The following is a 22,157-nucleotide window of genomic DNA, read 5'->3' on the forward strand; positions in this document are numbered from 1 at the left end:
CATGAGGGGGCGGCTGCGGGTCTACCTCGGGGCGGCCCCCGGGGTGGGCAAGACGTACGCGATGCTCTGCGAGGGCCGCAGGGGGCTGGAGCGCGGCCGGGACGTGGTCGTGGGTTTCGTCGAGACCCACGACCGCGCCCGCACCGCCGCCCTCCTGGAGGGCATGGAGGTGATCCCGCGCAAGACCATGACGCACAGGGGCGCGAGGTTCACTGAGCTGGACACCGAGGCGGTGATCGCCCGCGCGCCCGCCGTGGCGTTGATCGACGAGCTGGCGCACACCAACGTGCCGGGTTCGCGCAATGTGAAGCGCTGGCAGGACATCGACGACATCCTGGACGCCGGGATCGATGTGATCTCCACGGTGAACATCCAGCACCTGGAGTCGGTCAACGACGTGGTCCAGGAGATCACCGGCGTGCCGCAGCGCGAGACGGTGCCGGACGAGGTCGTACGCCGCGCCGATCAGATCGAGCTGGTCGACATGTCGCCCGAGGCGCTGCGCCGCAGGATGGCGCATGGCAACGTCTACGCCCCGGAGAAGGTCGACGCGGCCCTGTCGAACTACTTCCGCGTCGGCAACCTCACCGCGCTGCGCGAGCTGGCCCTGTTGTGGGTCGCGGGAAAAGTCGATGACCAGCTCGATCGCTACCGCGCCGAGCACGGCATCGCCAGCACCTGGGAGGCGCGCGAGCGCGTCGTGGTCGCCCTGACCGGCGGCCCCGAAGGCGACACGCTGGTACGCCGGGCTGCCCGCATCGCCGCCCGCACCAAGGGCGCCGACCTGCTGGCCGTACACGTGACCAGCGCCGACGGGCTGGCCGGAGCCGATCCGGCCAGCCTGGCCCGCCAAAGGTCGCTGGTCGAGGACATGGGCGGCACCTACCACCAGGTCGTCGGCGACGACATCCCGGGCGCGCTGCTCGACTTCGCCCGCGGCGTCAACGCCACCCAACTCGTGCTTGGCGCTTCCAGAAGGGGCCGGTTCGCCCAGCTCTTCTCCCGAGGTGTCGGGGTGGAGACCACCGCCCGATCGGGCTCTATCGACGTCCACATGATCACCCATGACGAGGCCAAGAAGGGCCGCCGGCCGCCGGCCCGCTCACGCGCCGCGCTTACCCGCACGCGCCGGTCTATCGGCTGGGTGATGGCGGTGGCCGGGATGCCCGTGTTGACGGCCGCGCTGTCGCCGTTCAGGGACGTGCTGTCGCTGCCCAGTGAGATCCTGTTCTTCCTCTGCCTGACCGTCGGGGTGGCGCTGGTAGGCGGTATGTGGCCGGCCATCACCGCGGCCGTCGGTGGATCGCTCCTGCTCAACTGGTTCTTCACGCCCCCGATCGGCCAGTTCACCATCAGCGACCCGGAGAACTTCTTCGCCCTGGTCGTGTTCGTCCTGGTGGCCGCTGCCGTCAGCACCATCGTGGACATCGCCGCCCGCCGCACCAGGCAGGCCGCCCGCGCCAGCGCGGACGCCGAGCTGCTGTCGACCCTGGCCGGGCACGTGCTGCGCGGCCAGGCCGCTGTGCCGTCCCTGCTGGAGCGGATGCGCGAGACGTTCGGCCTGACCTCGGTCACCCTGCTCGAACGACGGCCCGGGGCCGCCCGCACACCCGACTACCAGTCGGATCCGGACGCGTGGCGGATCGCGGCCACCTTCGGCGGCGCCCCGCCCACCTGCCCCGGACAATCCGACACCGACGTGGTCATCGACGACGACATGATCCTGGCCGCCCAGGGCGGACCGCTGGACGCCGCCGACCGCACCGTGCTGGAGGCGTTCGCCGCCGAGGTCGCCGTAGCGCTCCGCCAGGAACGCCTCCAGCACGAGGCTGAGCAGGCCCGACCGCTGGCCGAGGCCGACAAGATGCGCACCGCGCTGCTCGCCGCCGTCAGCCACGACCTGCGCACGCCGCTGGCCTCGGCCAAGGCAGCGGTGGAGAGCCTGCACAACACCGACGTCGCCTGGTCAGAAGAGGACCGGGCCGAGCTGTTCGCCACCGCCGAGGAGTCGCTGGACAAGCTGGATCGGTTGGTGGCGAACCTGCTCGACATGAGTCGCCTGCAGGCCGGGGTGCTCGGCGTGACCCCGCAACCGCTGGCCCTGGAGGAGATCGTTCCGCGCGCCATCGACGATCTCGGCCCGTTGCGCGACCGAGTCGAGGGCGACATCTCCATCGATCTGCCCGAGATCCTCGCCGACGCGGCCCTGCTGGAGCGGGTGCTGGTCAATCTCATGTCCAACGCGGTCCGCTACAGTCCGCCGGACAAGACGGTACTGATCACCGCGAGCTGGCACGGCGACCACGTGGAGGTCCGCGTGATGGACCGCGGTCCGGGCATCCCGCCCGAGGCGCACGACCACGTCTTCCAGCCGTTCCAGCGGCTCGGCGACCGCGACAACCACTCCGGCGTCGGCCTCGGCCTGGCCCTCTCGCGCGGCCTGACCGAGGCGATGGGCGGCACCCTCGTACCCGAGGAGACACCAGGAGGAGGTCTCACCATGACCCTCACACTGCCCATTTCCAGCAGGGCGGTGACGGAATGACCAGGATCCTCGTGGTCGATGACGAGCCGCAGATCCTGCGCGCGCTGCGCATCAATCTGGCCGCCCGCCACTACGAGGTGGACATCGCCGCCGACGGCGCCGCGGCCCTGCGCGTGGCCGTCGACAGCTCTCCGGACCTGGTCATCCTCGATTTGGGGCTGCCCGACCTGGACGGGATCGACGTCATCCACGGCCTGCGCGGCTGGACCACCATCCCGATCATCGTCCTGTCCGGCAGGGCCGGCAACCAGGACAAGATCGAGGCCCTGGACGCCGGCGCGGACGATTATGTGACCAAACCGTTCGGCATCGACGAACTGCTGGCCAGAGTGCGAGCCGTCACCCGCCGCACCTCCTTCCAGGAAGCCGAGCTGGCCCGCATCCAGATCGGCGACCACGTGATCGACCTGACCAACAAGACGATCTCCAGCGATGTGCGCCTCACCCCGACCGAGTGGCAGATCCTGGAGATGCTGCTCCGCCACCCCGGCAAGCTGATCAGCCAGCGGCACATTCTCACCGAGGTGTGGGGCGCCCGCTTCGTGAAGGAAACCCACTACCTGCGCCAGTACATGGCCCAGATCCGCCGCAAACTCGAACGCGACCCGGCCCACCCTGCCCACCTGATCACCGAACCCGGCATGGGCTACCGCTTCAAACCATGACCCCGCATCCGCCGTTGCCCGCACCTGACGGCCTGGCAGGCAGCACCACGGTCTTCAGCAGGTCGACGGCCTGGCGATAGCGTTCCAGCGCGGCCTGGGGCGGCTGGGCCGCGGCGGTCCGCGGATCGTCGCCCGCAAGTAGATCAAAGCCTGTTCCAGCGCCCAGGACCAGCGCGGGCGGGCAACAGGCAAGAGGCGAACAGGATTCCCAGCGGCAGGCCGCGGGCCCCGCCGCACCGAACTCTTTTCGGCGAAGTCATGGCGGCCAGCGGATCCGTGTGCCCGCCCGGCACCGCGCGTAAGCGGGAAGGCCTTTCTACGATCGATGACCCCACTCTGACCATTTCCCGACGTTCCAGGCAATGGCTTTGACGCGCTCACCGCGCGTAAATAACGCGTCAGTGGCCGTAGTGAACGCGTAGGAATGTCGTAAGGAACGGCGCTCCCCGTACGCCAGGTCGTGTTACATGAAATCGTTCCCGCCGGAAAGGATGGTCGATGCGCGGGCGTCCTCTGGAAGTGCTGATTCCGGCCGGATTCGTCTGCGCGGTCGGCGGCTGTGTGATGGCCGCGATGACCGTCTCCCAGACCACGGCACGCGTCATCCTGGTGGCGGTGGCCGTCGGCCTGTTCGCGATCTGGGCGAGGCACTACCTCGCCGCGCTCGCGACGGGAGCGATGGCCTGGTGTTTTGTGACCGGCTTCTTGGTACACGCCGAAGGGGAGCTGGCGTTCGGGCCCGACGACCTCGTCAGGCTGGCGGCGCTGGCTGCCGCAACGCTCGCGGGCTACACCTACGGGCATGTGCTTCATGTCCGGCGCTCGCGTCGCCGGCTTCGCCGTCTGATGCGGGCGCGGGCAGACGCCCGTCGTGTTCCCGTGCTGCGGGTACGGTTGCATGCGCGTGCCGAAGGTGTCCGGTATCAAGCACGTTAGAAAGAGCACGAAGAGCGTTCCGGACGACCCCCATGGCTCCGTAGAGTTTTTCGACCGTTCATTTCCTGATCATGAAGAGATTCAGGCACACCCCTTTGCAACTGCCTGTCCGCGGAACCGCCTTCGCGATTCCGAATTGGCGGGCACGCCGCGTCAGGCCGCTGCGCCGGGTGCCTACCGATCCGGTGCCGGCGGTCAAGCTCGGGGCGCTCGGGTTGTGGCGGCCGCTGGTCTACCGCAACCCGGTACTGCCTGAGGGGCAGATCGACAGAGCGGCGTTCGTGCTGTGCGCGCTCATGCATCTGGATCAGGCGCTGCGGCGGCCTCCGTCGGGAACAGGATCATGCTCAGAAGGTGAGGGCTGCGGCCGGACGCGGGTCTGTTGCCCGCTCTGGAGGCTAGGACGTCGCGCAGCTCGCCGATCATCTCGGCGAGTTCGCCCGGGGTGAGCCAGACGGTGCCCTGCCGGTAGCCCACGGAGTCGGCGGTCGGGTCGGCTCCGTCCCGGTCGAGGTAGGCGTTGAACTCGGCGTGCAGGGCAGCCATGGCTGCGGCGAACCCGTGACGGTGCTTGTCCAGGGACATCGACGCGGCCATGTCGGCGTCGATTCCCGCATGCTCGCGGCGCAGCCGGTAGTGGCGCTCGACGGCGCCGTGCACGCGCTGCTCGTCGACAACCTCCAGCACTCCCGCCTCGACCAGCAGGCCGACGTGCCGGTACACCGTGGTCTTGGGGACGTCGGGCAGGCCGGCGCACAGGTCGGACGTGGTGCGGGTGCGACCGCCGGACATGGCGTGCACGATGCGCAGCCGGACCGGGTGCAGGAGCAGATCAAGGGTGTCCACGGCCCTACGATCCCATATCTGGTACCGTTCTTAAAATTGGGAATGCAGGTGCCGGTGGCATAGCGATGGGTGGCGACCCCGAAAGGCGCACTCTCGTCTCCGCCAAGTCGGCCCGCCGACAGCCAAGGAGTCAGCGATGCAAGGTCAAACGGCCGAGACAACGCCGCCAGTAGGACGGCACTACCAGGTCAGGGATCGGAGACTGTTCCTCCACCGCTCGGGCAGCGGGAGCCCGGCGGTGGTGTTCCTGCCCGGGGCCGGCTCATCCGGCATGGACGGCTTCATCGTTCAACAACGGGCTGCTGAACTCACCACGAGCGTGCTCTACGACCGGGCCGGAACGGGGTGGAGCGACCGGGCCGAGCTGCCACGCACCTCCACCCAGGTCACCGATGAGCTGCGCGAGCTGCTGCGGGTCGTCGGCGTGCCCGCTCCCTACGTGCTGGTCGGTCATTCTCTCGGCGGCCTCTATGCACGCCACTATGCGCAGCGTTTCCCTGACGAGGTGGCGGGGTTGGTCCTGGTGGAGCCCGAGCACGAGGACTACGACTCCTACATGCCCAAGGAACTGAACGAGCTGTATCAGGCATGGGACCCCGGCGAGGCGGTGCCTGACGAGTTGCCCGACGAAATCATCCAGTTCTACCGCGCCCTGTTCGCCCGGGAGATGGCCGACTGGCCGGAAGAGATCCGCGAGTCGCTGATTGAACGTCACGTCAGCCCGGAATGGCTGAAGATCGGCGGCCAAGAGGCGGCCAACCGTTATCAACTCCATGACGAGGTGCGCAACGCGGGACCGATGCCCGACGTCCCGCTGATCGTGCTCACCGCCACGGCGATCGACCCCTTCAAAGAAGCGGTTACCCAGGGCATACCCCCATCGCTCCTCCACGAGGAGGCCGAAGCCAAGACGCGGCTCTACACCGCGCTGGCCAAATCGGTTGCGCATGGCGAAAACCGCGTTATCGACGACGCCGGACACGTCTCCGTCATATTCCGCCGTCCCGACGCCGTTCTCCAAGCGATCCAAGACCTCCTCGGCAACTGATCAGGACAGCGGCTCCACGGCAGCCTCGATTCCGGCCCGGAGCTGCCTGGAAATACGGCGTAGACCCTGGCTGTGTAAGTGAGGACTCCGTGTGGCGAGGAAGCCCGATGGCTGGCAAGGGCAAAGCTGAGCTGTTCGCGGCGATCCGCCGGGCCTCGCGGGGGCTGTGTTGGCCACGTGATCCTTTGCGCTTGGGCGGCGTCGGGCTGGGTCCGGTTGGGCTGGGTGGGGCCGCGTGAGTCGAGAGTCTGGTGGGCTTGATGGCAAGGCTGGGGTGTTGGGGTCGACTGCGTCGTGATTCGGCGGACGATCTCAGTCCGGCCGTGCACGTCAGCGGATTTACAGTTGGGGCGGTTGCTTCGCACCTGGTGTGGCTTGGGCGTCCTCTTCCTCCACCCGCACATAACCCACGGAATGAACGGCCACACCCAAGATCGTGCCAACCAGGATCGCGATCCCGGCGATCGTCATGATGTGCCAGAAACCGGCGACCACCCCGGCGAACCCGAGCCCGAGCGCAGCCTGCTGCGCCACCAGCACGACAACGGAACTCGTCATGCGCCGACGATAGGTTTCATGCCGGTTCAACATGATAAGAGCTGACAAGAGCGGGATGGCCAAGGAGAAAGCGACCACGCAGATCTGGGCGGACAGATCAAGAGAAGCGGCTCCCGGGGTCAGGAACGGCTGCACCAAGACGACTCCGATACCGATCAAGCCGGCGTACATCAGGTTGTTCTGCCGAAGGGTCTCCTCCTGCTGTCCTGCAGCCCGTTTCTTCCACCATTCCCCTTGTGCGGCGGCTTGCCGCCTCCACCACGCTTCGTCCGCGATGTTCCCGTCCATGGCGACCATTGTGCAGATGATGCGAGCCTGCCTCCACCGGCCATTGCCCTTGCTTGGTGATGAACCGGCCAGGTTGCGGGTGCGACAGCGGCCGGACGCAACCGGCTGACGGGCCACTTCCAGGTGGCGCTGGAGATCGCCGCTGCGGACGGTCGTCATCTTGAGCTGCCGGTCTCCTCTCGCAGGTCAGAGCGAGAGGATCTTGTCCGGCGCGTGAGGCATGTTGGCTGAGCTTCAAGACATGGCTGGCCAGGTCGAGGGTGGGGCGATCGGTGCCGTGCTCGGGAAGTCATGTGCACGGTCGCGACCACGCTGGCCGCGACCGTACACGAATGTCGATCTTGCTGCTACTTGATGGACGTGCCGGTGACCAGCGGCAGCGAAATCGACGTGCCGACCAGGTCGACGGTGACCCTCGCCCCGGTGCCGGGTTCGACGTCGGTCCCGGTGCCGTTGCCGGTTTCGTCGAGGTTGAAGTCGTCGTTGGTTCCGGTCAGCACCAGGCCCAGCCGGTGCCCGGCCTTGAACTCGTAATCCTGCGGCAGCATCTTCCAGGTGATCTGGTACGACTTGCCCGGCGTCAGCGGTGTCGAGCGGCTGAGCGACTTGTGGTTTTGCGCGTCCAGGATTCCTCGGGTGACCACGTTGAAGCCGGAGGTCGCCGTGTTGTCGCCGGCCTTGAAATAGCAGCCGTCGTCATCGGCTGTGCTCGGGCCGACGCAATCTTCGCCGCCGATGAACTTGAGGCCTTGCGAGGCCGTCGCGGTGGTCTCGCGGTAGTTGATGCGGGTGTCCTGGCCGTAGTCGACGAGCAGGACACCCAGGTTGGCGGTCGGCTTGTCCAGCTTGACCTTCAGGTTCACCGACGGTGTTCCGGACAGTCGCGTCGAGTTCTTCAGCGGCGGGGTCAGGAAGGCCAGCCGGTTGGGGTTGGTGGTGGCGGGGTCGGCGGCCATCGCGATCTCGGTCTGGGCGGTGTCGAGGTAACTGCCGGTGCCACTCGAGGGCGTGCGGCCCAGGGAGCCGTCCTGCTGCGGCCGCAGGGTCGTCGTTCGCGCCGCGCGTGCCGGCCAGTCGGTCTGGGTGATCCAGCGGTCCGGGCCGAGCTGCACATCGACGCGCGGCCGGCGCATGATGTCGTTGGAGATGCCCATCAGTTCGTGGTCGAACCACTTGTTGAGAGTGTTGAGCCACACCTCGCGGCGGGCCCAGAACGGGTCGAGATGCCCATACTGCGTCACCCACGCCTTGCGCTGCACACCGCGGGGCAGCTTGGCCCACCACTCGGAAAACTGGCTGCCCACCACGTTGCGGTCCTGCATGCCCATCACCGCGAAGACACTGGCGCGGACGTTGCGCGCCTTCGAGATCGGCCCGGTCCGGTAGTTGCGTTCGTCCCAGTAAGCGTTGTAGTTGCCGGTCTCATCGTCGGATTCGGTGTCCATCCGCTGGCGCATCGCCTCACACTTCTCCGCCGGATCCTTGTCGACATGCTCGGACTGCCACCTCGCCCCGCCCTTGAACCAGGTGAGGACGCCGTTGGCGTGCCCGTTCTCGTATCCGCTGGTGTAGGCCGCGAGCGGCACGATCGTCTCCAGCCCTTCCACGCCGGTGCCCGCGACGCCTACACCGAGCGCTCCCTCGTACGAGTGGCCGATCATCCCGGTACGCCCGGTGGTCCAGGAGGCTTTGACCGGATCGCCCTTGTCGTCGTAGGCGGTCGCCCGGCCGTTCAGCCAGTCGACGACCGCCTTGCCGCCCAGCACATCGGAGGCGCCATAGGAGGCCGGGCAGCCGTCGGACAACCTGGTGCCGATCATGTCGACGGACACGAACGCGTACCCGCGCGGCACGAAGTAGTTGTCGTAATACATCGGGAACTTCGTCACGTGGCCGTTCGCGTCGTACTTCTTGTGTTCAAGTTCGAAGCCGACGCCGGGGTTGTCGTAATACGGGCTTTCCTGCATGATCACCGGGACCTTGAGCCCGGAACCGCTCTCTTCCGGCCGGATGATGTCCACCCGGACCAGATCTTTCTTGCCATCGCCGTCGCTGTCGACCGACGACTGCACCCGGACGTGCTCACGGATGGCGTCCTGGTAGGAGAAGACCGGCTGCGTGAGCCCGCCGGAGACCTTGATCTCCGACTTCGCCGTCGCGGACGCGGCGGGAGCCCCGGCGATCACGAGTGGGGTTGCGAGTGCGACTGCGGCGACAAACCCTCGCCGTTTCAAATTGGACGTGGACATGGTGGCGTGCTCCTAAATCTGTTAGAAAGCTCAATTGAATGGACGGATGGTGGAATGCGGTCCTATTGGTGCCCGGCGTATCGAGATCGGGTGCCACCGGAATCCGGTAGAAATGGGCCGCGCGGTACCGGGCCCGGTCCGGTCAGCCTCGGTGGCGGGGGTCGCGGCGTTCTTGCCGGCGGGTAGGGGCGTCGGGTGAGACGCGGTGTAGCGGGCCAGGCTCTGTGTAGGCCGGGAGCAAGCCGGTGCTGGTGCCGTTCTCGGCATAGCGGGTGAGCGACGAACGGCGGCGGGAGACTATCGCCGCCATCGGCAGGGCACTGCGGCGTGGGATGGACGGGAGTCGTTCCGCCTGGTCGGCCCGCATGCCGCGGCCATGATCCGGTATGCCATCCTGCACGGCGTCGCGGACGCGTTCGCCGCAGGCGGGCAACCACAGTGGGGGCGGCCGTACGCGACCTTGTCCGTCGCCGGCTGGCGGTCACGCGTCCCAGGTGACCGGGAGGCTCTTGACGCCGTAGATGTCGGCGGCCTCGGGGCGCAGGGCGACCTCGTCGGCCGGTACGGCCAGGCGCAGGGTGGGGAAGCGGTTGAGCAGGGCGGGGAAGGCGACGCGCATCTCGACGCGGGCCAGTTGCTGGCCCAGGCACTGGTGGATGCCGTGGCTGAAGGCCAGGTGCCCGCCGTCCTGCCTGCGCAGGTTGAGCGCTTGGGGGTCGGTGAAGCGTTCGGGGTCGCGGTTGGCGGTGTTGAGAGACAGGATGACCGTCGTACCGGCCTTGATGGTGTGACCGCCCAGTTCGACGTCCTCCAGCGCGACCCTCTGGAACTGCTTGGCAACGCTCAGATAGCGCAGCAGCTCCTCGACGGCCCCTTCGGTGAGCGCGGGGTCGGCGCGCAGCGCGGCCAGCTGCTCCGGGTTCTGCAGCAGCGCGAAGGTGCCCAGCGCGAGCATGTTCGCGGTGGTGTCGAACCCGGCCGACAGCAGGATCAGGGCCATCCCTTTCAGTTCCTCGTCGGTGAGGTCGCTGTCGAGCAGGTCGCTGAGCACGTCGTCGGTGGGGTTGGCGCGTTTGGCGGCCACCAGTTCGGCGAGGTAGCTCTGGGTCGCGGTGTAGGCCGCGATCAGCTCCTCGTCGCTCACCTCCCCGCCGAGGAACTTGTCGATGTTGTCCTGGAAGGAGCCCCGGTCCTCGTACGGCACGCCCAGCAGCTCACAGATGATGATGGCGGGGATGGGCTTGGCGAACGCGGTCACCAGGTCCGCCGACGGCCCGGCCTTCTCCATCGCGTCCAGGTGCTCGGCGGTGACCTGCTCGACGCGCTCGGTGAGCAGCCGCATCCGCCGTACGGTGAACTTGCCCACCAGCGGTTTGCGGTAGCGGCCGTGCTGCGGCTCGTCCATGAGCAGGAACTCACCCGGCGGCGCCGGCGGGACCTCGAAGCCGCCGTAGTCGATGGTCGGGTGGTGGCCCATGAGCTCCTTGCGCGAGCTGAACCGCGAGTCGGCCAGGACCGACCGGACCAGGTCGAAGCCGGTGACCAGCCAGCCCTGATGTCCGTCGGGGAAGGGGAGGCGGCTGATCGGGCTCTGCTCGCGGGCCTGGATCAGCTCCTTCGGCGGGTCGAAGGGACAGCCGGACTGACGCGCCGTCGGCATCGTCTCGACGGTGTGAAGGGATTCGTTCATGACTTTCCTCATTTCGCTGGAGTACGTGCTCTCCTGAGGTTGCGGTGAATGGCGGCGCGGCCGCCGCGCCGCGATCTACCTGTCCGGCGCGCTGATCTGGGCCAGGACGGGCTCGTCCAGCAGAGGTCAGGAGATCTTACGGCGGTAGGTGATCATGGCGAAGACGTAGGCGACGACGAGGATGCCAACGCACCAGGCCAGCGCGATCCAGATGTCGGTGCCGACCGGCTGCTGGGTGAACAGGGCGCGGATGGCGTTGACGATGGAGGTCACCGGCTGATACTCGGCGAAGGCGCGTACCGGGCCGGGCATGGTGTCGGTGGGCACGAAGGCTGAACTGAGGAACGGCAGGAAGATGAGCGGGTAGGAGAACGCGCTCGCGCCTTCCATGGTCTTGGCCGACAGGCCGGGGATGACGGCGATCCACGTCAGTGCCAGGGTGAACAGGATCAGGATGCCGGCAACCGCGAGCCACGCCGGCACTCCCGCCGCCGAGCGGAAGCCCATCAGCAGGGCGACGAGCACGACCACCACGAGCGAGATCACATTGGCGACCAGCGAGGTCAGCACGTGCGCCCACAGCACGGACGAGCGGGCGATCGGCATGGACTGGAAGCGCTCGAAGATGCCGCCCTTCATGTCCATGAACAGCCGGAACGCGGTGTAGGCGATGCCCGAGGCGACGGTGATGAGCAGGATGCCGGGCAGCATGTAGTTCACATACGAGTCCGACCCTGTTTTGATCGCGCCGCCGAACACGTAGACGAACATCAGCATCATGGCGATCGGCATGATCGCGGTCGTGATGATGGTATCCGGGCTGCGTGCGATGTGACGCAGGGATCGTCCTAACAGGGTGGCGGTGTCGCCGAGGAAGTGCTTGGTCATCGTGATTCCTTATGCCTTCGTGCCGACGAGAGTGAGGAAGACGTCCTCGAGGGTGGGCTGTTTTTCGACATATTCGACCTTGGCGGGCGGCAGGAGTTGCTTGAGCTCGGCCAGGGTGCCATTGACGAGGATCCGGCCCTGGTGCAGGATCGCGATCCGGTCGGCGAGGTGTTCGGCCTCGTCCAGATACTGCGTGGTGAGCAGCACCGTCGTGCCCTGCCCGGCGAGTTCCTTGACGGTCTGCCACACCTCGATGCGCGCCTGGGGGTCGAGCCCGGTCGTCGGCTCATCGAGGAAAATGACCGGCGGATTGCCGATGAGGCTCATCGCGATGTCGAGGCGGCGGCGCATGCCGCCGGAATACGTGGACGCCTTTCGCGCGCCGGCGTCGGTCAGTGAGAAACGCTTGAGCAGGTCATCGGCGATCTTGCCGGGATCCTTGAGATGCCGCAGCCGGGCGACCAGCATGAGGTTCTCGCGCCCGCTGAGGATCTCGTCGACGGCGGCGAACTGCCCGGTGAGACTGATCGACTCGCGCACATTCGCCGCCTGCGTGGCGACGTCGAAGCCGTTGACGCCGGCCGTGCCCGCGTCGGCCTTGAGCAGCGTGGAAAGGATTCTCACGACCGTGGTCTTGCCCGCCCCGTTGGAGCCGAGCAGGGCGAAGATGCTGCCGCGCGCCACGGCGAAGTCCACACCGCGCAGCACCTGCAGTTCCTTGTACGACTTCTCCAGGCCCTGCACGTGGATCGCCGGGGTTTGCTGTGTCGTCATCAGAGTGTCCTGTCTTCTTTTCCGGTGTTCTCGCCGGCGGCGTGCGCGATGGCGCTGGCGAAGCGTTCTCGCTCCCGGCGGATGTAGCTCCCCACGGAGTAGTTCTGCATGAACGCCTCGACGAACTCCACGGGGTCTTCTCCGAAGATCTCGCGGATCGGGGTTCCGTCCGCCGCGCTCTGCTCGAACAGATCGGCGAGGTCCTCGAACATCGACGCCGCGTCGGCGCCGTCCCCCGGCCCGAAGTGCATGAGGTACCGCTCCAGCGCTTCGACCGCCGTGCGGTAGTTCTCGGGAAGCGCTTTGACGCGCGCCTTGTACTGCCGCCAGCGCCTCTTGTCCTCCAGCGATCCCGTGACCACCTCCAGGTACTGCCGGGCGCGGCTCTTCGGCTGGTTCGACCCTGTGTCCATTGCTACTTGCCTCCTTCGCGGAGCTGTTGGAGCCGTTCGGTGAGGAAGCTCCAGGTCCTCCAGAACTCGTCGAGGTACTCGTGTCCCTGAGCGTTCAGGGAGTAGACCTTGCGCGGCGGCCCCTTCTCGGACGGGACCTTCTCCACGTCGACGAGGCCGCGCTGCTCGATCCTGATGAGCAGCGCGTAGATGGTTCCCTCGGCGATGTCGGAGAAGCCCTGATCCCGCAGCCACGCCGTGATCTCGTAGCCGTACGCGGGCCGGCTGGACAGGATCGCCAGGACGATGCCCTCCAGTGTTCCCTTGAGCATCTCCGTCGCCTGCTTGCCCATGGAAGCACCCCCATTCGGCTACTCGGTGCTGCTGACTACTGGTATAAAGTAGCACTGACTACCGGTACATAGCAACACCGAATAGCTGAGGTACAAGCCGAGCCCACAAGCGTGTGGGTGCAGGCGACCGCGGACGCGGCGGGAGCACAGGCAACCACAAGCGCAGCCGCGAATGTTGCAATCGCTGAACACCCCATGGCCTCCACCATCGCCGACCACCCTGATACCGGGCCGTCGCCGTACTGACGCGGCCGCTGACACGACACGCAGCAGACCTGATCGCCAGCGTCAGCAAGTGCGGCGACGGGCGGTCGGATCGGCTTCGGCTGGTGATGCGGGCGGAGGACTTCTCCCCGAGTCGGACGTAGCGGCCGAGGCTCTCGAGGTGCTGGCGGCGGGATTTGGCCTGAAGCTCGGGAGCGGTTCGTCCGTCAGCGGCCAGGTGCTGCAGAGCGGAGTGGCGCAGCCGGTGGAAAGCGGCGGGCCAGGAGCCGGACGGTGCCGGTGGCCCCTCACCTGCGGATCAGGGAGGCGATGTCGCGGAACAGCCGGTCGTGGGCGGCGGCCGCCTCCGGGGAGGTCAGATCCATGTTCTGGATGAAGCCGTGCACCAGGCCAGGCTCTTGCCGGTGCGTCACTCGTACACCCGCCTGTGCCAGGCGATGGGCGTAGGCGTCGCCCTCGTCGCGCAGCGCGTCGTGCTCGGCGGTCACGATCAGGGTGTCGGACAGGCCGCGCAGGTCTGGCGTCATCAGCGGGCTGGCGAGGGCGCGGGTGGCGGGATCCGATGCCCATTGCGCGATGGCCCAGGAGAGGAAGTCGGCGTCCAGCGCGTGTCCGGTGCCCTTGTCGACGACGCTGGGTTGCGAGAGCGTCAGGTCGGTGTTGGGACAGATGAGGATCTGTACGGCGGGCAAGAGATCACCCGCGTCGCGCGTCCTGGTCGCCCGCTGCCACGGGCTGATCCACGATTCGGAGGAGCACTTCACCCGGGCACTGAACCTGCACCAGCTGGCGGACCAGCCATACGAGCAGGCCAGAACGCACCTCGCCTACGGCGAGTGGCTGCGCCGCCGTCGCCGCAAGGCCGAGGCGCGCCCGCACCTGCGCCACACCCGGGAGGCCTTCGAGCGCCTGGGCGCCCGGCCCTGGGTTGATCGGGCAGTCGCCGAACTGCGCGCTGCCAGTGAGGCGACGCCTACCCGCCGCCGCGTCGATCCCGGCGCCCAGCTGACCGCCCAGGAACTGCAGGTCGTGCGGCTGGCCGCGACGGGAGCCACCAACCGTGACATCGCCGCCCACCTGCTCCTCAGTCCGCGCACTGTTGGGCAGCACCTCTACAAGGCCTTCCCCAAGCCGGGCATCTCCTCCCGGACGGGGCCGGCCCGGCTGAGTCTCGACCAGCTCTAGCGTTTCGTTCTCTTTGAGCGAGTTTCCGCAGATCAAGCGCAGATGCGGGTCAAGCGGGCTACGTTGTCACCCTTCGCCATTCTCCAGCGCGGATGCGTGCGGATCGGCGGCCGCCGCCAGGGCGGCGGCGATCTTGTCGGCCATGCGTTCCATGACCGCTTCGACGAGGGCCCGCTTGGAGTAGAAGTAGTGTCATCGTTCGTCTTGCTCTGCGGGGTAAAGGCAGGAGGCCGGAGTTGGCGCTGGTGGCGGCACGGGATCTGCGGGTGGATTTCCGGGATTGCCAGTTCGGCTGCAATTCCGAGCGGATCAGGTGGACGTTGCGCCTCCGGATCCAGTCCCGGTCGGCACTTGGAGTGTCCGGAGGTCGGTCGCAGGGAAGGGAGCCGGCCACTTGGGGCTTGTTATCGCAGGGTCTAACGTTGGCCAGTCCACAGGTCCCTTCAGAGCGAGGTCGGAGAGGCGGATGAGCGGCACGGGTGAGCTGGCCGTCCCGGAAGTGCCAGTCGCGGCGAGCAGGGACTGACCGCTTCGGCGCATCACTCGCCGCCTCACAGCCCCGTCCGGCGCGGACCAAGTTCCGACTTCAGCGGCTACCCGACCCTACTGCTGCTCTATAGCGCAGCCCAGCGCCCGCCGGTGCCTTGGGCCGACGGGTGTTACTTCTCGGCCGTGCCGGGTTCCCCTCTGATGGACTCCTGATAGATGTCTGCGTAGGTGCGCGAGTCCTTGACGAGGTCGTCGCAGAAGGCAGCGACGTCGTTGCCGATGAGTTCCAGGACTCCCTTGCCGGCCGCGACGCCCTCCTCGAAGAAATCGACGATCCCTGAGAGCAGACGCCCGTCAAGCAAGTCGATCGGTCCAACCTTGAAGAAGTACCTCTGAATCTCCTTGTAGACGATCTGGTAGTCCGGCGGGAGCGCCTTGACCCGCGCCATGTGCGCCCGCCACTGCTTCTTGCCCTCGATGATGTCTTGGATGCCCATGTCAGCCTCCTAGCCGGCCCAATTTCCTTGCGACGTTCCTGTTCAACTGCTCGCGCCACCGGTCGCGATAGCTCCGAGCCCCTTCTCCGCCGGCCAGCGCCGCGCAGAAGCCCTCGATGTCGTCACCCAGCACCTCGTGAATGCTCTGCTCATCGGCCGCTGTCTCTTCGAGCAGCCCCAGAGCACCGTCGAGAATCGGCATCAGGTTTCGGCCTGTGAAGTCCGCGTAGAGAGAAAGATGACCCTTGATCTCTTCCCACGCCGCCCGGTAGTCGGCCGGCAATGCCTCGGCCCGCGCTTCGAACGTCTTCCATTCCCTGGTGAGATCGCTGCCTGTGATGGTCTCCCAGAAGTTCATCTCCCGCCCTCCTTGAGCTTGTCGATCCGTGATGTGATGTACTCCCATTTCGCCCAGAACGTCGCGAGTTCTTTGCGCCCCGCGTCGTTGAGCGCATAGAACTTGCGCGGCGGGCCCAGCCCGGACGGTCGTTTCGTCACCTGGACGAGCCCGTTCTTCTCCAGTCGCAGCAGGATGGTGTAAACCGTCCCCTCGACGACGTCGGCGAAGCCGAGTTCGTTCAGCCGACGCGTGATGGCGTAACCGTAGGTCTCCTCGCTGCCGATGATTTCAAGCACGCAGCCCTCAAGCGTGCCCTTCAGCATCTCCGTCAGGCCGTCCATCGTGTGTCCTCTTCGGTCTCCTGGTACTCCGTAGTAACGAGTACCACTATAAAGTATCACAGGGTAGTGGATAAATGTCCAGCAAGCGGCGAGCACAGACCATGGAAGCGATTCGAACGCGTCCAGCCGCGCCGCCGTCGACGATTCCGACCTGGTCCAGCTGTGGGAGGCCGCCCACGCCGGGGTGCGGCGCGACCTGGTGGCCTTTGCGCCTCAGGGACCCTGACCGTAGTCATGATGTCGAGGAGGCAGGCGCGACTCCAACCCGGCAAGGAGGGTTTGGAGTCCGAACTCGAAAGGGTCTCCAGGCGGGGAAGCGGTGGCGGAGCCGATGCGGGCTCGCAGCCGGGGGAAGGCCCGGGCGATCTCGAATACCTCGGCGGTGACCTCCCGGAGTTCCTTGTCCTGATCGGCGCCGCTCCGCCGCAGGCGGGCCCGCCAGGCCGCCTGCGCCGCCTCGCCCTGCGCGGCGCCGATCACGAACATGAGCACGGTCGCAGCCGCCTGATCGGCTTCGCCTTCGGTGAACCCGGCCGACTCGTAGACCGTCAGGGACTGCTCGTCGAAGCGAGCCTTGTTGGGTCCGTAGATGAGGTGCGTGCTCATCGCCGGGATCAGCCAGAAGTGCCGTACGACCATCGCATACGCTCCCCGTGCCAGCGCCGCGGCAGCTTCCCGCCACCCGACCCTAGCCGTGTCGGGCAGCGGGATCTCGCCGAACACGTAGTCGGCGGCGAGGATCACCAGCTTGTCCTTGCTCTTCACATAGTGATACATCGCCGATGCAGCCGATCCGAGGTGTGTGCCCAAACGGCGCATGTTCAGCCCGTTCACACCTTCGGCGTCGAGCACCTCGACGGCGGCGCGGACGATCTGCTCCTTGGTCAGCATGACGCTCAGCCTAGCCAGCGTTGAACTTAGTTCAAACCGTGAGCTATGGTGTTGAACTAAGTTCAAAATGTGTTGAGGAGGCCCGTGCTCATGGTTGTCGCCCTTCAGTTCCTGCTGGCCCTGACGTACCTGATCGTTCCGCTTGTCGGCCACCGCTACGGCACCGCCGCCCAGCAAGCAGCCGATGCCGAGATCCGGCGTCAGGGCCATGATCCCGCCGTGCTGGTCAAGCACGGCCTCGACTTCACCGCCAGCACCGCCAGCGTGGTGGTGTCCGTGGCGATTGCCGTGGGCCTGGCGACGCTTGCCGTGCTGAACCTCGGTGACCAGCCGCTGCTCACCTGGGTCCTCCAGCCCATCCTGCTGATCGCCGGCGGCTTCATCACCACCGCTCAGGTTTTCGTCGTCCGGTACGTGGAGGCCGCCCTCCGAAAGTCCGGCACCACGGACATCGACACCAAGGCGCTGATCGGGGCAGCTGAGGTGGTCTTTCCCGGCTGGTTCCGCCCCCTTGTCGTGACGCGCTTTCTCCTCACGACCGCGGGCTCACTGGCCATCCTCCTCTTGCTGGCTGTTTCCTGACCTGGCAAGCAAACAGGTCTTTGCACTGTCCCGGAGGTCGGGTGTTGGCGATGACTGCGGCGCCACGCTAGGCGTTCACGGTCCCGCGAGCGGTGTTGTGATCGGCGAGGAGGAATGCACGTATCTGGGCGGCGATGGCGGGATAGTCGGAGCTGAACCAGATCATGTGGCTGTCGGCGTGGCTTTCCACCAGTTCGGCGCGTGGTATCGCCGCGGCCAGGGATTGGGCGTGGGCGAAGGGCACCGAGCGGTCGTTGCGGGTGGCGATGACCAGGGCAGGCTGGCCGACGCGGGCGGTGCAGTCGGCCACCGGGAGCATGTCGGCGACGAAGCCGCGGCCCGAGCGCATCGAGGTGTACAGGTGGGTCAGCGTGGCGCGGTCGGCGGCGCTCAGGTGCGCCAGCACCTGGCCGACGGGAAGAAGCGACAGGTCGCGGGTGAGCAGCCGCAAGGCCGGCGCCGGCGCGAAGCGGATCGCCGTGCGCAAGAGTGCCCAGGTGACGGCTTCGACCCTGGGATGGAACACGATCCGTCCGCCGATGCGGGTGCGCCGGTCGGGCCAGGGCAGAAAACCGACCGAGCTTTCCAGGATCACCCGCTGCACGAGGTCTGGATGGAAGGATGCCATGGTCAGCGCGGTACGTCCGCCGGCGGAGATGCCGACCACCGCGGCGACCTGGTCGACTCCCAGATCCCGGCACAGGCGCGCAATGACATCGACGAAGTCCGCCACCGTGACTCCCGAGGTCAATGGTGTACGCCCGTAGCCGGGACGCGAGGGAATGAGCACCCTGAATCCCGCATCGGTGAAGACTTCCTCGCCCAAGGCCAGCTCCGCCCGCACATGACCGCCGTGGAACACCAGGACCGTGCCGGGGCCGTCGCCGTGCATCCGGTATTCCACCGTGTCCGCCCCTACGCGGGCCAGGATCAGATCCCGCTCTCCCGTAGGGCTGGTCCGATGTGAAGACCTGCCCGTTTCCGTCGCGAAAGCGTCTGTGGTCTCGTCTGCACGGTGCTGTCGCGGGAAACCGGTCATCTGCGCCTCCGGGGTCGATAGTCGTGTTAGACCTCTTGCCGACCAGACTTCCCGGCGCACCACGACCACCGTACAGCCGCTTCACCCATCGAAGGAATACGATGCACCACCCCCACCGTCACAGGTGCTCTATGTACCCGGCGGCGACGTCGTCCGGCGGGTTGGTATACAGGTGCCGATACGGTCGTTGGCGTGGCCGAGGCGGCGCCCCAGCTCGGCCCGGTATGGCCGGAGGCCCGCGACAGCTGGAAGGCGAAGGTGCGACGGGCGTCGTGCCCGCTTGAGTAGGCCCTGCTGTTCGAGGAAGGCGACGGTCTGCGAGATCGACGCGGGGCTGACGCGAAGCCGCTGGACCAGGTCAGCGACGGTGAGAGTGCCGGAGTCGGATAGCTCTGGAGATTCGCCACCGAGATCCAACGAGGAGACCTGGTGGTCATGCCGCTCAAATGACACCCAGGCCACATTGCCGTCGGCGAAGTCACAGGACCCTATGAACACCTTCCGCACGAGCCTGTTGAATTCCAGCAGGTGCGGAAGGTCGGTTGGCTCCGTCGGGATGCGCTGCTTGATGCGGTCAAGGACGACCTGCGCGCCAGCTTGAGCTCGATGCTCACGATATGCAGACTGGCTCAAAATGAGGCCGCGCGCCGGATCACCACGATGGCCGCAACCGGGACCGACCCCGGCATGACGGAGGAGGATGCTGTCAGCGTCGATAAGTTGCCGGAAGAGGTGGCCTTGGAGCCTGACGGCGATCCGCAGCCGCCCGGTGGCGGATGACAGGGAGCCGTCACTTCGGCGCCTGTTCGCTCCAGCCCTCGGAACCTTTTGGACCTCGGCGAGGGTGCCGCTGGAGGCGCGTACGGCTGCAAAGTGCGTTCAGGCAACCCGGATCGTTCGTGTGAACAACTACGTCCGGGGGACGGCCGCGAATCTGGAGCCGCAGGCCGAATCGGAGCGGTATACGGGCCTGCCCACTGGGGAGTGGTACTCCGCCCACATGCCGAGCCTGCCCTCCGGCGCCCTCCCTACGCGTGTGGAGCCCGCGGGTGATCAGTCGGCCTTCGACCTGAACGGGTTCTTCGAGAGCGGCCGGCAGCGACTACCGTAGGAACGCGCTTCGCGCGGCCGCCGCTGGTGCGCGGCACGATCGCGTCAGGCGCAGGTCTTCTCCTGCGGGCTGCAGAACGTGATCTCGGGATAGCTCGCTGAGGGCTTGTTCAACAGGGGCTGGGGCTTGCCGCGCAGGTGCTGGTCGAAGAAGGCCGTGACGTACCTGCGGGTGATGTTCATGGCGCGGGCGCCGGCGATGTCGGAGCCGATGTCGATGCCGACCTGGTCGACCAGCACGCCCAGGTCGGTGAAGGACAGGTGCACGGCTCCGGTCATCAGCAGCCAGCGCTTCCAGCCGGTCAGCCCCGTCCAGACGCGCTCCCACGAGGCGGCCTCCGTACTCTTGCCCGGCGTGTAGGTCGCGGGTTTGCCCAGGAAGAGGAACGGGCGGGACAACCCGGATGCGGGGAGGGTGCTCTCCACGGTTCCGTCCATGTCGATGCCGGCGCGCAGCCGGGAGTCCGCCAGCATGGCGGCGACGGCGCTCGCGCCGCCGACCGATTGACCGGCCATGGCGATCTTCGACGTATCGATCAGGCCGGCGGCTTTCCACTTCGGGTGCGCGCCGGTCAGCTGGTCGAGCACGAAGGACACATCAGCGGCCCGGCTCTTCTCCAGCTTCGCCCACCAGTCCTTGTCCTTGGTGATCTCGCACGTGACACAGGTGGTGACCCGTCCGTCCGGGAAGGTCGTGGCGACGTTCTCGTAGGTGTGGTCGATGGCGGCCACCACGTACCCCCGGCTCGCCAGTTCCTCAGCGAGGCCCGTGAGCTCGCTGCGGGGCTTGCTGTGCCCGGGAGAGAGCACCACGAGGGGCAGGCTGTGTCCGCGACCGGCGGGACGGGCGTCGGTGAAAGCGTTGGTGCGCGTCTTGCTCAGCGTGTCGGACGGGATGGTGGTGATCTTTCCGTCCTTGAGCAGCAGCTCGGACTCCTTCGCCGTCATGTACTGCGCTCGCTTGTGGCCTGGCGACTTGGCCGGGTACCACAGCGAGACCATGAGTTCGCGGTACTTGACGGTGGGAACCCAGGGGTCGGGACGCGAAGTGTCCTTCATGTACAGGGATGTGGTGCCCACTGGCTGGGAGCCGGTCGGGGCGGGCAGGAACGGCGTGACCGTCCGGGACGCTGAGGCCGGCAGGGCCTGGACGAGTCCGGCGGCGGCCAGGACGGTGACGAGTCCGGTGATGATGGCCAGTCGGCCACGCCTGCGGGGTACGCGCGGCTCGCCATGGCCGTCGTCCGGCGTGGCCAGGTTCGGGGATTCGATCATGCGGATGGACTATACACTGCGGATATATTCTCAGGGCATAAAAAGTGAATCCGCATGGAGCGCATGGATGTCAGGAGTTGCCGGGGGCCGCCGTACGCCGCAGGCGCTGGGGCGCTGGCGTGACCTCCGGTGCCGCCGTACGCTCACGTTCCGGCGACCACCCATCACGGAGGCAGCCATGACCGTACGCATGGAGCGAGCAGGCCAGGTCACGACCGTAGTGCTGAGCAGGCCGGAGGTCCGCAACGCGGTCGACCGCAAGACCGCCGACGCGCTGGTCGACGCGTTCAGGGCGTTCGAGGAGTCCGATGCGGCGGTGGCGGTGCTCTGGGGCGAGGGCGGCACGTTCTGCTCGGGCGCCGACCTCAAGACGCTCGACAACCACGTCGGCGAGGACGGCGACGGGCCGATGGGCCCGACCCGGCTGCGCCTGTCCAAGCCGGTCATCGCCGCCGTCGCCGGGCACGCCGTCGCGGGCGGGCTGGAGCTGGCGCTCTGGTGCGATCTGCGGGTGGCCGAGGAGGACGCGGTGTTCGGCGTGTTCTGCCGGCGCTGGGGCGTGCCGCTCATCGACGGCGGCACTGTGCGGCTGCCGCGGCTCATCGGCGCCTCCCGGGCGATGGACCTGATCCTCACCGGGCGTCCGGTCGGCGCTCGCGAGGCGTACGAGATGGGCCTGGCCAATCGCGTAGTCCCGGCCGGTACGGCCAGGCGGCAGGCCGAGGAACTGGCCCGCGACATCGCCCGCTTCCCGCAGACCTGTCTGCGCGGCGACCGGCTGTCGGCGCTGGAGCAGGACGGGCTGCCGGAGCGGGACGCGATCAGGAACGAGCTGCGCCACGGTCTGGTGTCGCTGCCCGACGCCGTCGGCGGCGCCGCCCGCTTCGCGGAGGGCGCGGGCCGGCACGGCGAGTTCTAGCGACCCGCCCCAACGCCGGTCCTCGCGCCCGT

25 protein-coding genes are annotated in these 22,157 nt (G+C 67.3%); 9 read left to right on the top strand and 16 right to left on the bottom strand.

The window, feature by feature from the left end:
- Position 1: 1 nt before the first annotated feature.
- From ACGFNP_RS29205 to ACGFNP_RS29215, 3 genes are all read left to right on the top strand, one after another.
- Positions 2-2,545: an ATP-binding protein gene (locus tag ACGFNP_RS29205; RefSeq protein ID WP_393324374.1), complete on the top strand. Its 2,544-nt coding sequence runs from the start codon at positions 2-4 to the stop codon at positions 2,543-2,545.
- Positions 2,542-3,210: a response regulator gene (locus ACGFNP_RS29210; RefSeq protein WP_358312502.1), complete on the top strand. Its 669-nt coding sequence runs from the start codon at positions 2,542-2,544 to the stop codon at positions 3,208-3,210. The genes ACGFNP_RS29205 and ACGFNP_RS29210 overlap by 4 nt, the downstream gene beginning before the upstream one ends.
- A 498-nt stretch (positions 3,211-3,708) precedes the next feature.
- A complete protein-coding gene (locus tag ACGFNP_RS29215; RefSeq protein ID WP_358312496.1) occupies positions 3,709-4,146 on the top strand; it encodes a hypothetical protein in 438 nt (145 codons plus the stop codon).
- 294 nt (positions 4,147-4,440) lie between these two features.
- Here ACGFNP_RS29215 and ACGFNP_RS29220 read toward each other — a convergent pair whose 3' ends face one another.
- On the bottom strand, positions 4,441-4,992 hold the full coding sequence (locus ACGFNP_RS29220; RefSeq protein WP_393324377.1) for a helix-turn-helix domain-containing protein: 552 nt from the start codon (positions 4,990-4,992) through the stop codon (positions 4,441-4,443).
- A 238-nt stretch (positions 4,993-5,230) separates the two neighbouring features.
- On the opposite strand from ACGFNP_RS29220, the gene ACGFNP_RS29225 reads away from it, so the two are divergent.
- The gene (locus ACGFNP_RS29225; protein WP_358312491.1) at positions 5,231-6,040 is read left to right on the top strand and encodes an alpha/beta hydrolase; all 810 of its coding nucleotides are present in this window, start codon (positions 5,231-5,233) and stop codon (positions 6,038-6,040) included.
- Between the two features lie 339 nt (positions 6,041-6,379).
- Here the strand turns inward: ACGFNP_RS29225 and ACGFNP_RS29230 are convergent, their stop codons facing one another.
- The 8 genes from ACGFNP_RS29230 to ACGFNP_RS29265 all read right to left on the bottom strand — a co-directional run bounded on the left by ACGFNP_RS29230 (position 6,380) and on the right by ACGFNP_RS29265 (position 14,149).
- Positions 6,380-7,045: a hypothetical protein gene (locus ACGFNP_RS29230; RefSeq protein WP_393324380.1), complete on the bottom strand. Its 666-nt coding sequence runs from the start codon at positions 7,043-7,045 to the stop codon at positions 6,380-6,382.
- A 188-nt stretch (positions 7,046-7,233) separates the two neighbouring features.
- Entirely contained in the window at positions 7,234-9,072 is a 1,839-nt protein-coding gene (locus ACGFNP_RS29235) for a CocE/NonD family hydrolase (RefSeq protein ID WP_393324383.1), read from the bottom strand.
- 544 nt (positions 9,073-9,616) lie between these two features.
- The gene (locus tag ACGFNP_RS29240; RefSeq protein ID WP_393324386.1) at positions 9,617-10,825 is read right to left on the bottom strand and encodes a cytochrome P450; all 1,209 of its coding nucleotides are present in this window, start codon (positions 10,823-10,825) and stop codon (positions 9,617-9,619) included.
- A gap of 126 nt (positions 10,826-10,951) precedes the next feature.
- A complete protein-coding gene (locus tag ACGFNP_RS29245; RefSeq protein WP_358312481.1) occupies positions 10,952-11,713 on the bottom strand; it encodes an ABC transporter permease in 762 nt (253 codons plus the stop codon).
- A 9-nt stretch (positions 11,714-11,722) separates the two neighbouring features.
- Positions 11,723-12,487: an ABC transporter ATP-binding protein gene (locus ACGFNP_RS29250; RefSeq protein WP_393324390.1), complete on the bottom strand. Its 765-nt coding sequence runs from the start codon at positions 12,485-12,487 to the stop codon at positions 11,723-11,725.
- On the bottom strand, positions 12,487-12,900 hold the full coding sequence (locus ACGFNP_RS29255) for a DUF1048 domain-containing protein (protein ID WP_358312475.1): 414 nt from the start codon (positions 12,898-12,900) through the stop codon (positions 12,487-12,489). The genes ACGFNP_RS29250 and ACGFNP_RS29255 overlap by 1 nt, the downstream gene beginning before the upstream one ends.
- A gap of 2 nt (positions 12,901-12,902) precedes the next feature.
- Positions 12,903-13,232, bottom strand: coding sequence for a PadR family transcriptional regulator (locus tag ACGFNP_RS29260; RefSeq protein ID WP_393324394.1), 330 nt, complete (start codon positions 13,230-13,232; stop codon positions 12,903-12,905).
- A 512-nt stretch (positions 13,233-13,744) separates the two neighbouring features.
- The gene (locus ACGFNP_RS29265; protein ID WP_358312470.1) at positions 13,745-14,149 is read right to left on the bottom strand and encodes an alpha/beta hydrolase fold domain-containing protein; all 405 of its coding nucleotides are present in this window, start codon (positions 14,147-14,149) and stop codon (positions 13,745-13,747) included.
- On the opposite strand from ACGFNP_RS29265, the gene ACGFNP_RS29270 reads away from it, so the two are divergent.
- Entirely contained in the window at positions 14,127-14,642 is a 516-nt protein-coding gene (locus ACGFNP_RS29270) for a helix-turn-helix transcriptional regulator (RefSeq protein ID WP_358312467.1), read from the top strand. The two genes, ACGFNP_RS29265 and ACGFNP_RS29270, sit on opposite strands and share 23 nt — an antisense overlap.
- Before the next feature lie 659 nt (positions 14,643-15,301).
- Here ACGFNP_RS29270 and ACGFNP_RS29275 read toward each other — a convergent pair.
- From ACGFNP_RS29275 to ACGFNP_RS29290, 4 genes are all read right to left on the bottom strand, one after another.
- A complete protein-coding gene (locus ACGFNP_RS29275; protein WP_358312464.1) occupies positions 15,302-15,628 on the bottom strand; it encodes a DUF1048 domain-containing protein in 327 nt (108 codons plus the stop codon).
- A gap of 1 nt (position 15,629) precedes the next feature.
- A complete protein-coding gene (locus ACGFNP_RS29280) occupies positions 15,630-15,986 on the bottom strand; it encodes a DUF1048 domain-containing protein (RefSeq protein WP_358312461.1) in 357 nt (118 codons plus the stop codon).
- Positions 15,983-16,309, bottom strand: coding sequence for a PadR family transcriptional regulator (locus ACGFNP_RS29285; protein ID WP_358312458.1), 327 nt, complete (start codon positions 16,307-16,309; stop codon positions 15,983-15,985). The genes ACGFNP_RS29280 and ACGFNP_RS29285 overlap by 4 nt, the downstream gene beginning before the upstream one ends.
- A 213-nt stretch (positions 16,310-16,522) precedes the next feature.
- A complete protein-coding gene (locus ACGFNP_RS29290; protein WP_393324400.1) occupies positions 16,523-17,434 on the bottom strand; it encodes a TetR/AcrR family transcriptional regulator in 912 nt (303 codons plus the stop codon).
- Between ACGFNP_RS29290 and ACGFNP_RS29295 the strand changes: the two genes are divergently transcribed.
- Positions 17,420-17,782 carry a hypothetical protein gene (locus ACGFNP_RS29295; protein ID WP_393324403.1) on the top strand — a complete coding sequence of 121 codons (363 nt, stop codon included), beginning with the start codon at positions 17,420-17,422 and terminating at the stop codon, positions 17,780-17,782. The two genes, ACGFNP_RS29290 and ACGFNP_RS29295, sit on opposite strands and share 15 nt — an antisense overlap.
- 67 nt (positions 17,783-17,849) lie before the next feature.
- Here the strand turns inward: ACGFNP_RS29295 and ACGFNP_RS29300 are convergent, their stop codons facing one another.
- Entirely contained in the window at positions 17,850-18,686 is an 837-nt protein-coding gene (locus tag ACGFNP_RS29300; protein WP_358312449.1) for an alpha/beta fold hydrolase, read from the bottom strand.
- A 264-nt stretch (positions 18,687-18,950) separates the two neighbouring features.
- Positions 18,951-19,328, bottom strand: a complete 378-nt coding sequence (locus ACGFNP_RS29305) for a MarR family transcriptional regulator (RefSeq protein WP_393324407.1) — start codon at positions 19,326-19,328, stop codon at positions 18,951-18,953.
- A gap of 21 nt (positions 19,329-19,349) precedes the next feature.
- Between ACGFNP_RS29305 and ACGFNP_RS29310 the strand changes: the two genes are divergently transcribed.
- Together ACGFNP_RS29310 and ACGFNP_RS29315 are read left to right on the top strand one after the other, a co-directional pair.
- Positions 19,350-19,601, top strand: a complete 252-nt coding sequence (locus ACGFNP_RS29310; RefSeq protein ID WP_358312409.1) for a hypothetical protein — start codon at positions 19,350-19,352, stop codon at positions 19,599-19,601.
- Between the two features lie 121 nt (positions 19,602-19,722).
- Complete coding sequence (locus tag ACGFNP_RS29315) at positions 19,723-19,932, top strand: hypothetical protein (protein ID WP_393324410.1); 210 nt, start codon at positions 19,723-19,725, stop codon at positions 19,930-19,932.
- A 44-nt stretch (positions 19,933-19,976) separates the two neighbouring features.
- Here the strand turns inward: ACGFNP_RS29315 and ACGFNP_RS29320 are convergent, their stop codons facing one another.
- Positions 19,977-21,206 carry an alpha/beta hydrolase family protein gene (locus ACGFNP_RS29320; protein WP_393324413.1) on the bottom strand — a complete coding sequence of 410 codons (1,230 nt, stop codon included), beginning with the start codon at positions 21,204-21,206 and terminating at the stop codon, positions 19,977-19,979.
- A 178-nt stretch (positions 21,207-21,384) separates the two neighbouring features.
- On the opposite strand from ACGFNP_RS29320, the gene ACGFNP_RS29325 reads away from it, so the two are divergent.
- A complete protein-coding gene (locus ACGFNP_RS29325) occupies positions 21,385-22,125 on the top strand; it encodes a crotonase/enoyl-CoA hydratase family protein (protein ID WP_393324416.1) in 741 nt (246 codons plus the stop codon).
- Positions 22,126-22,157: the final 32 nt, after the last annotated feature.

Source organism: Nonomuraea sp. NPDC049269, assembly GCF_043197155.1.
GTDB lineage: Bacteria > Actinomycetota > Actinomycetes > Streptosporangiales > Streptosporangiaceae > Nonomuraea.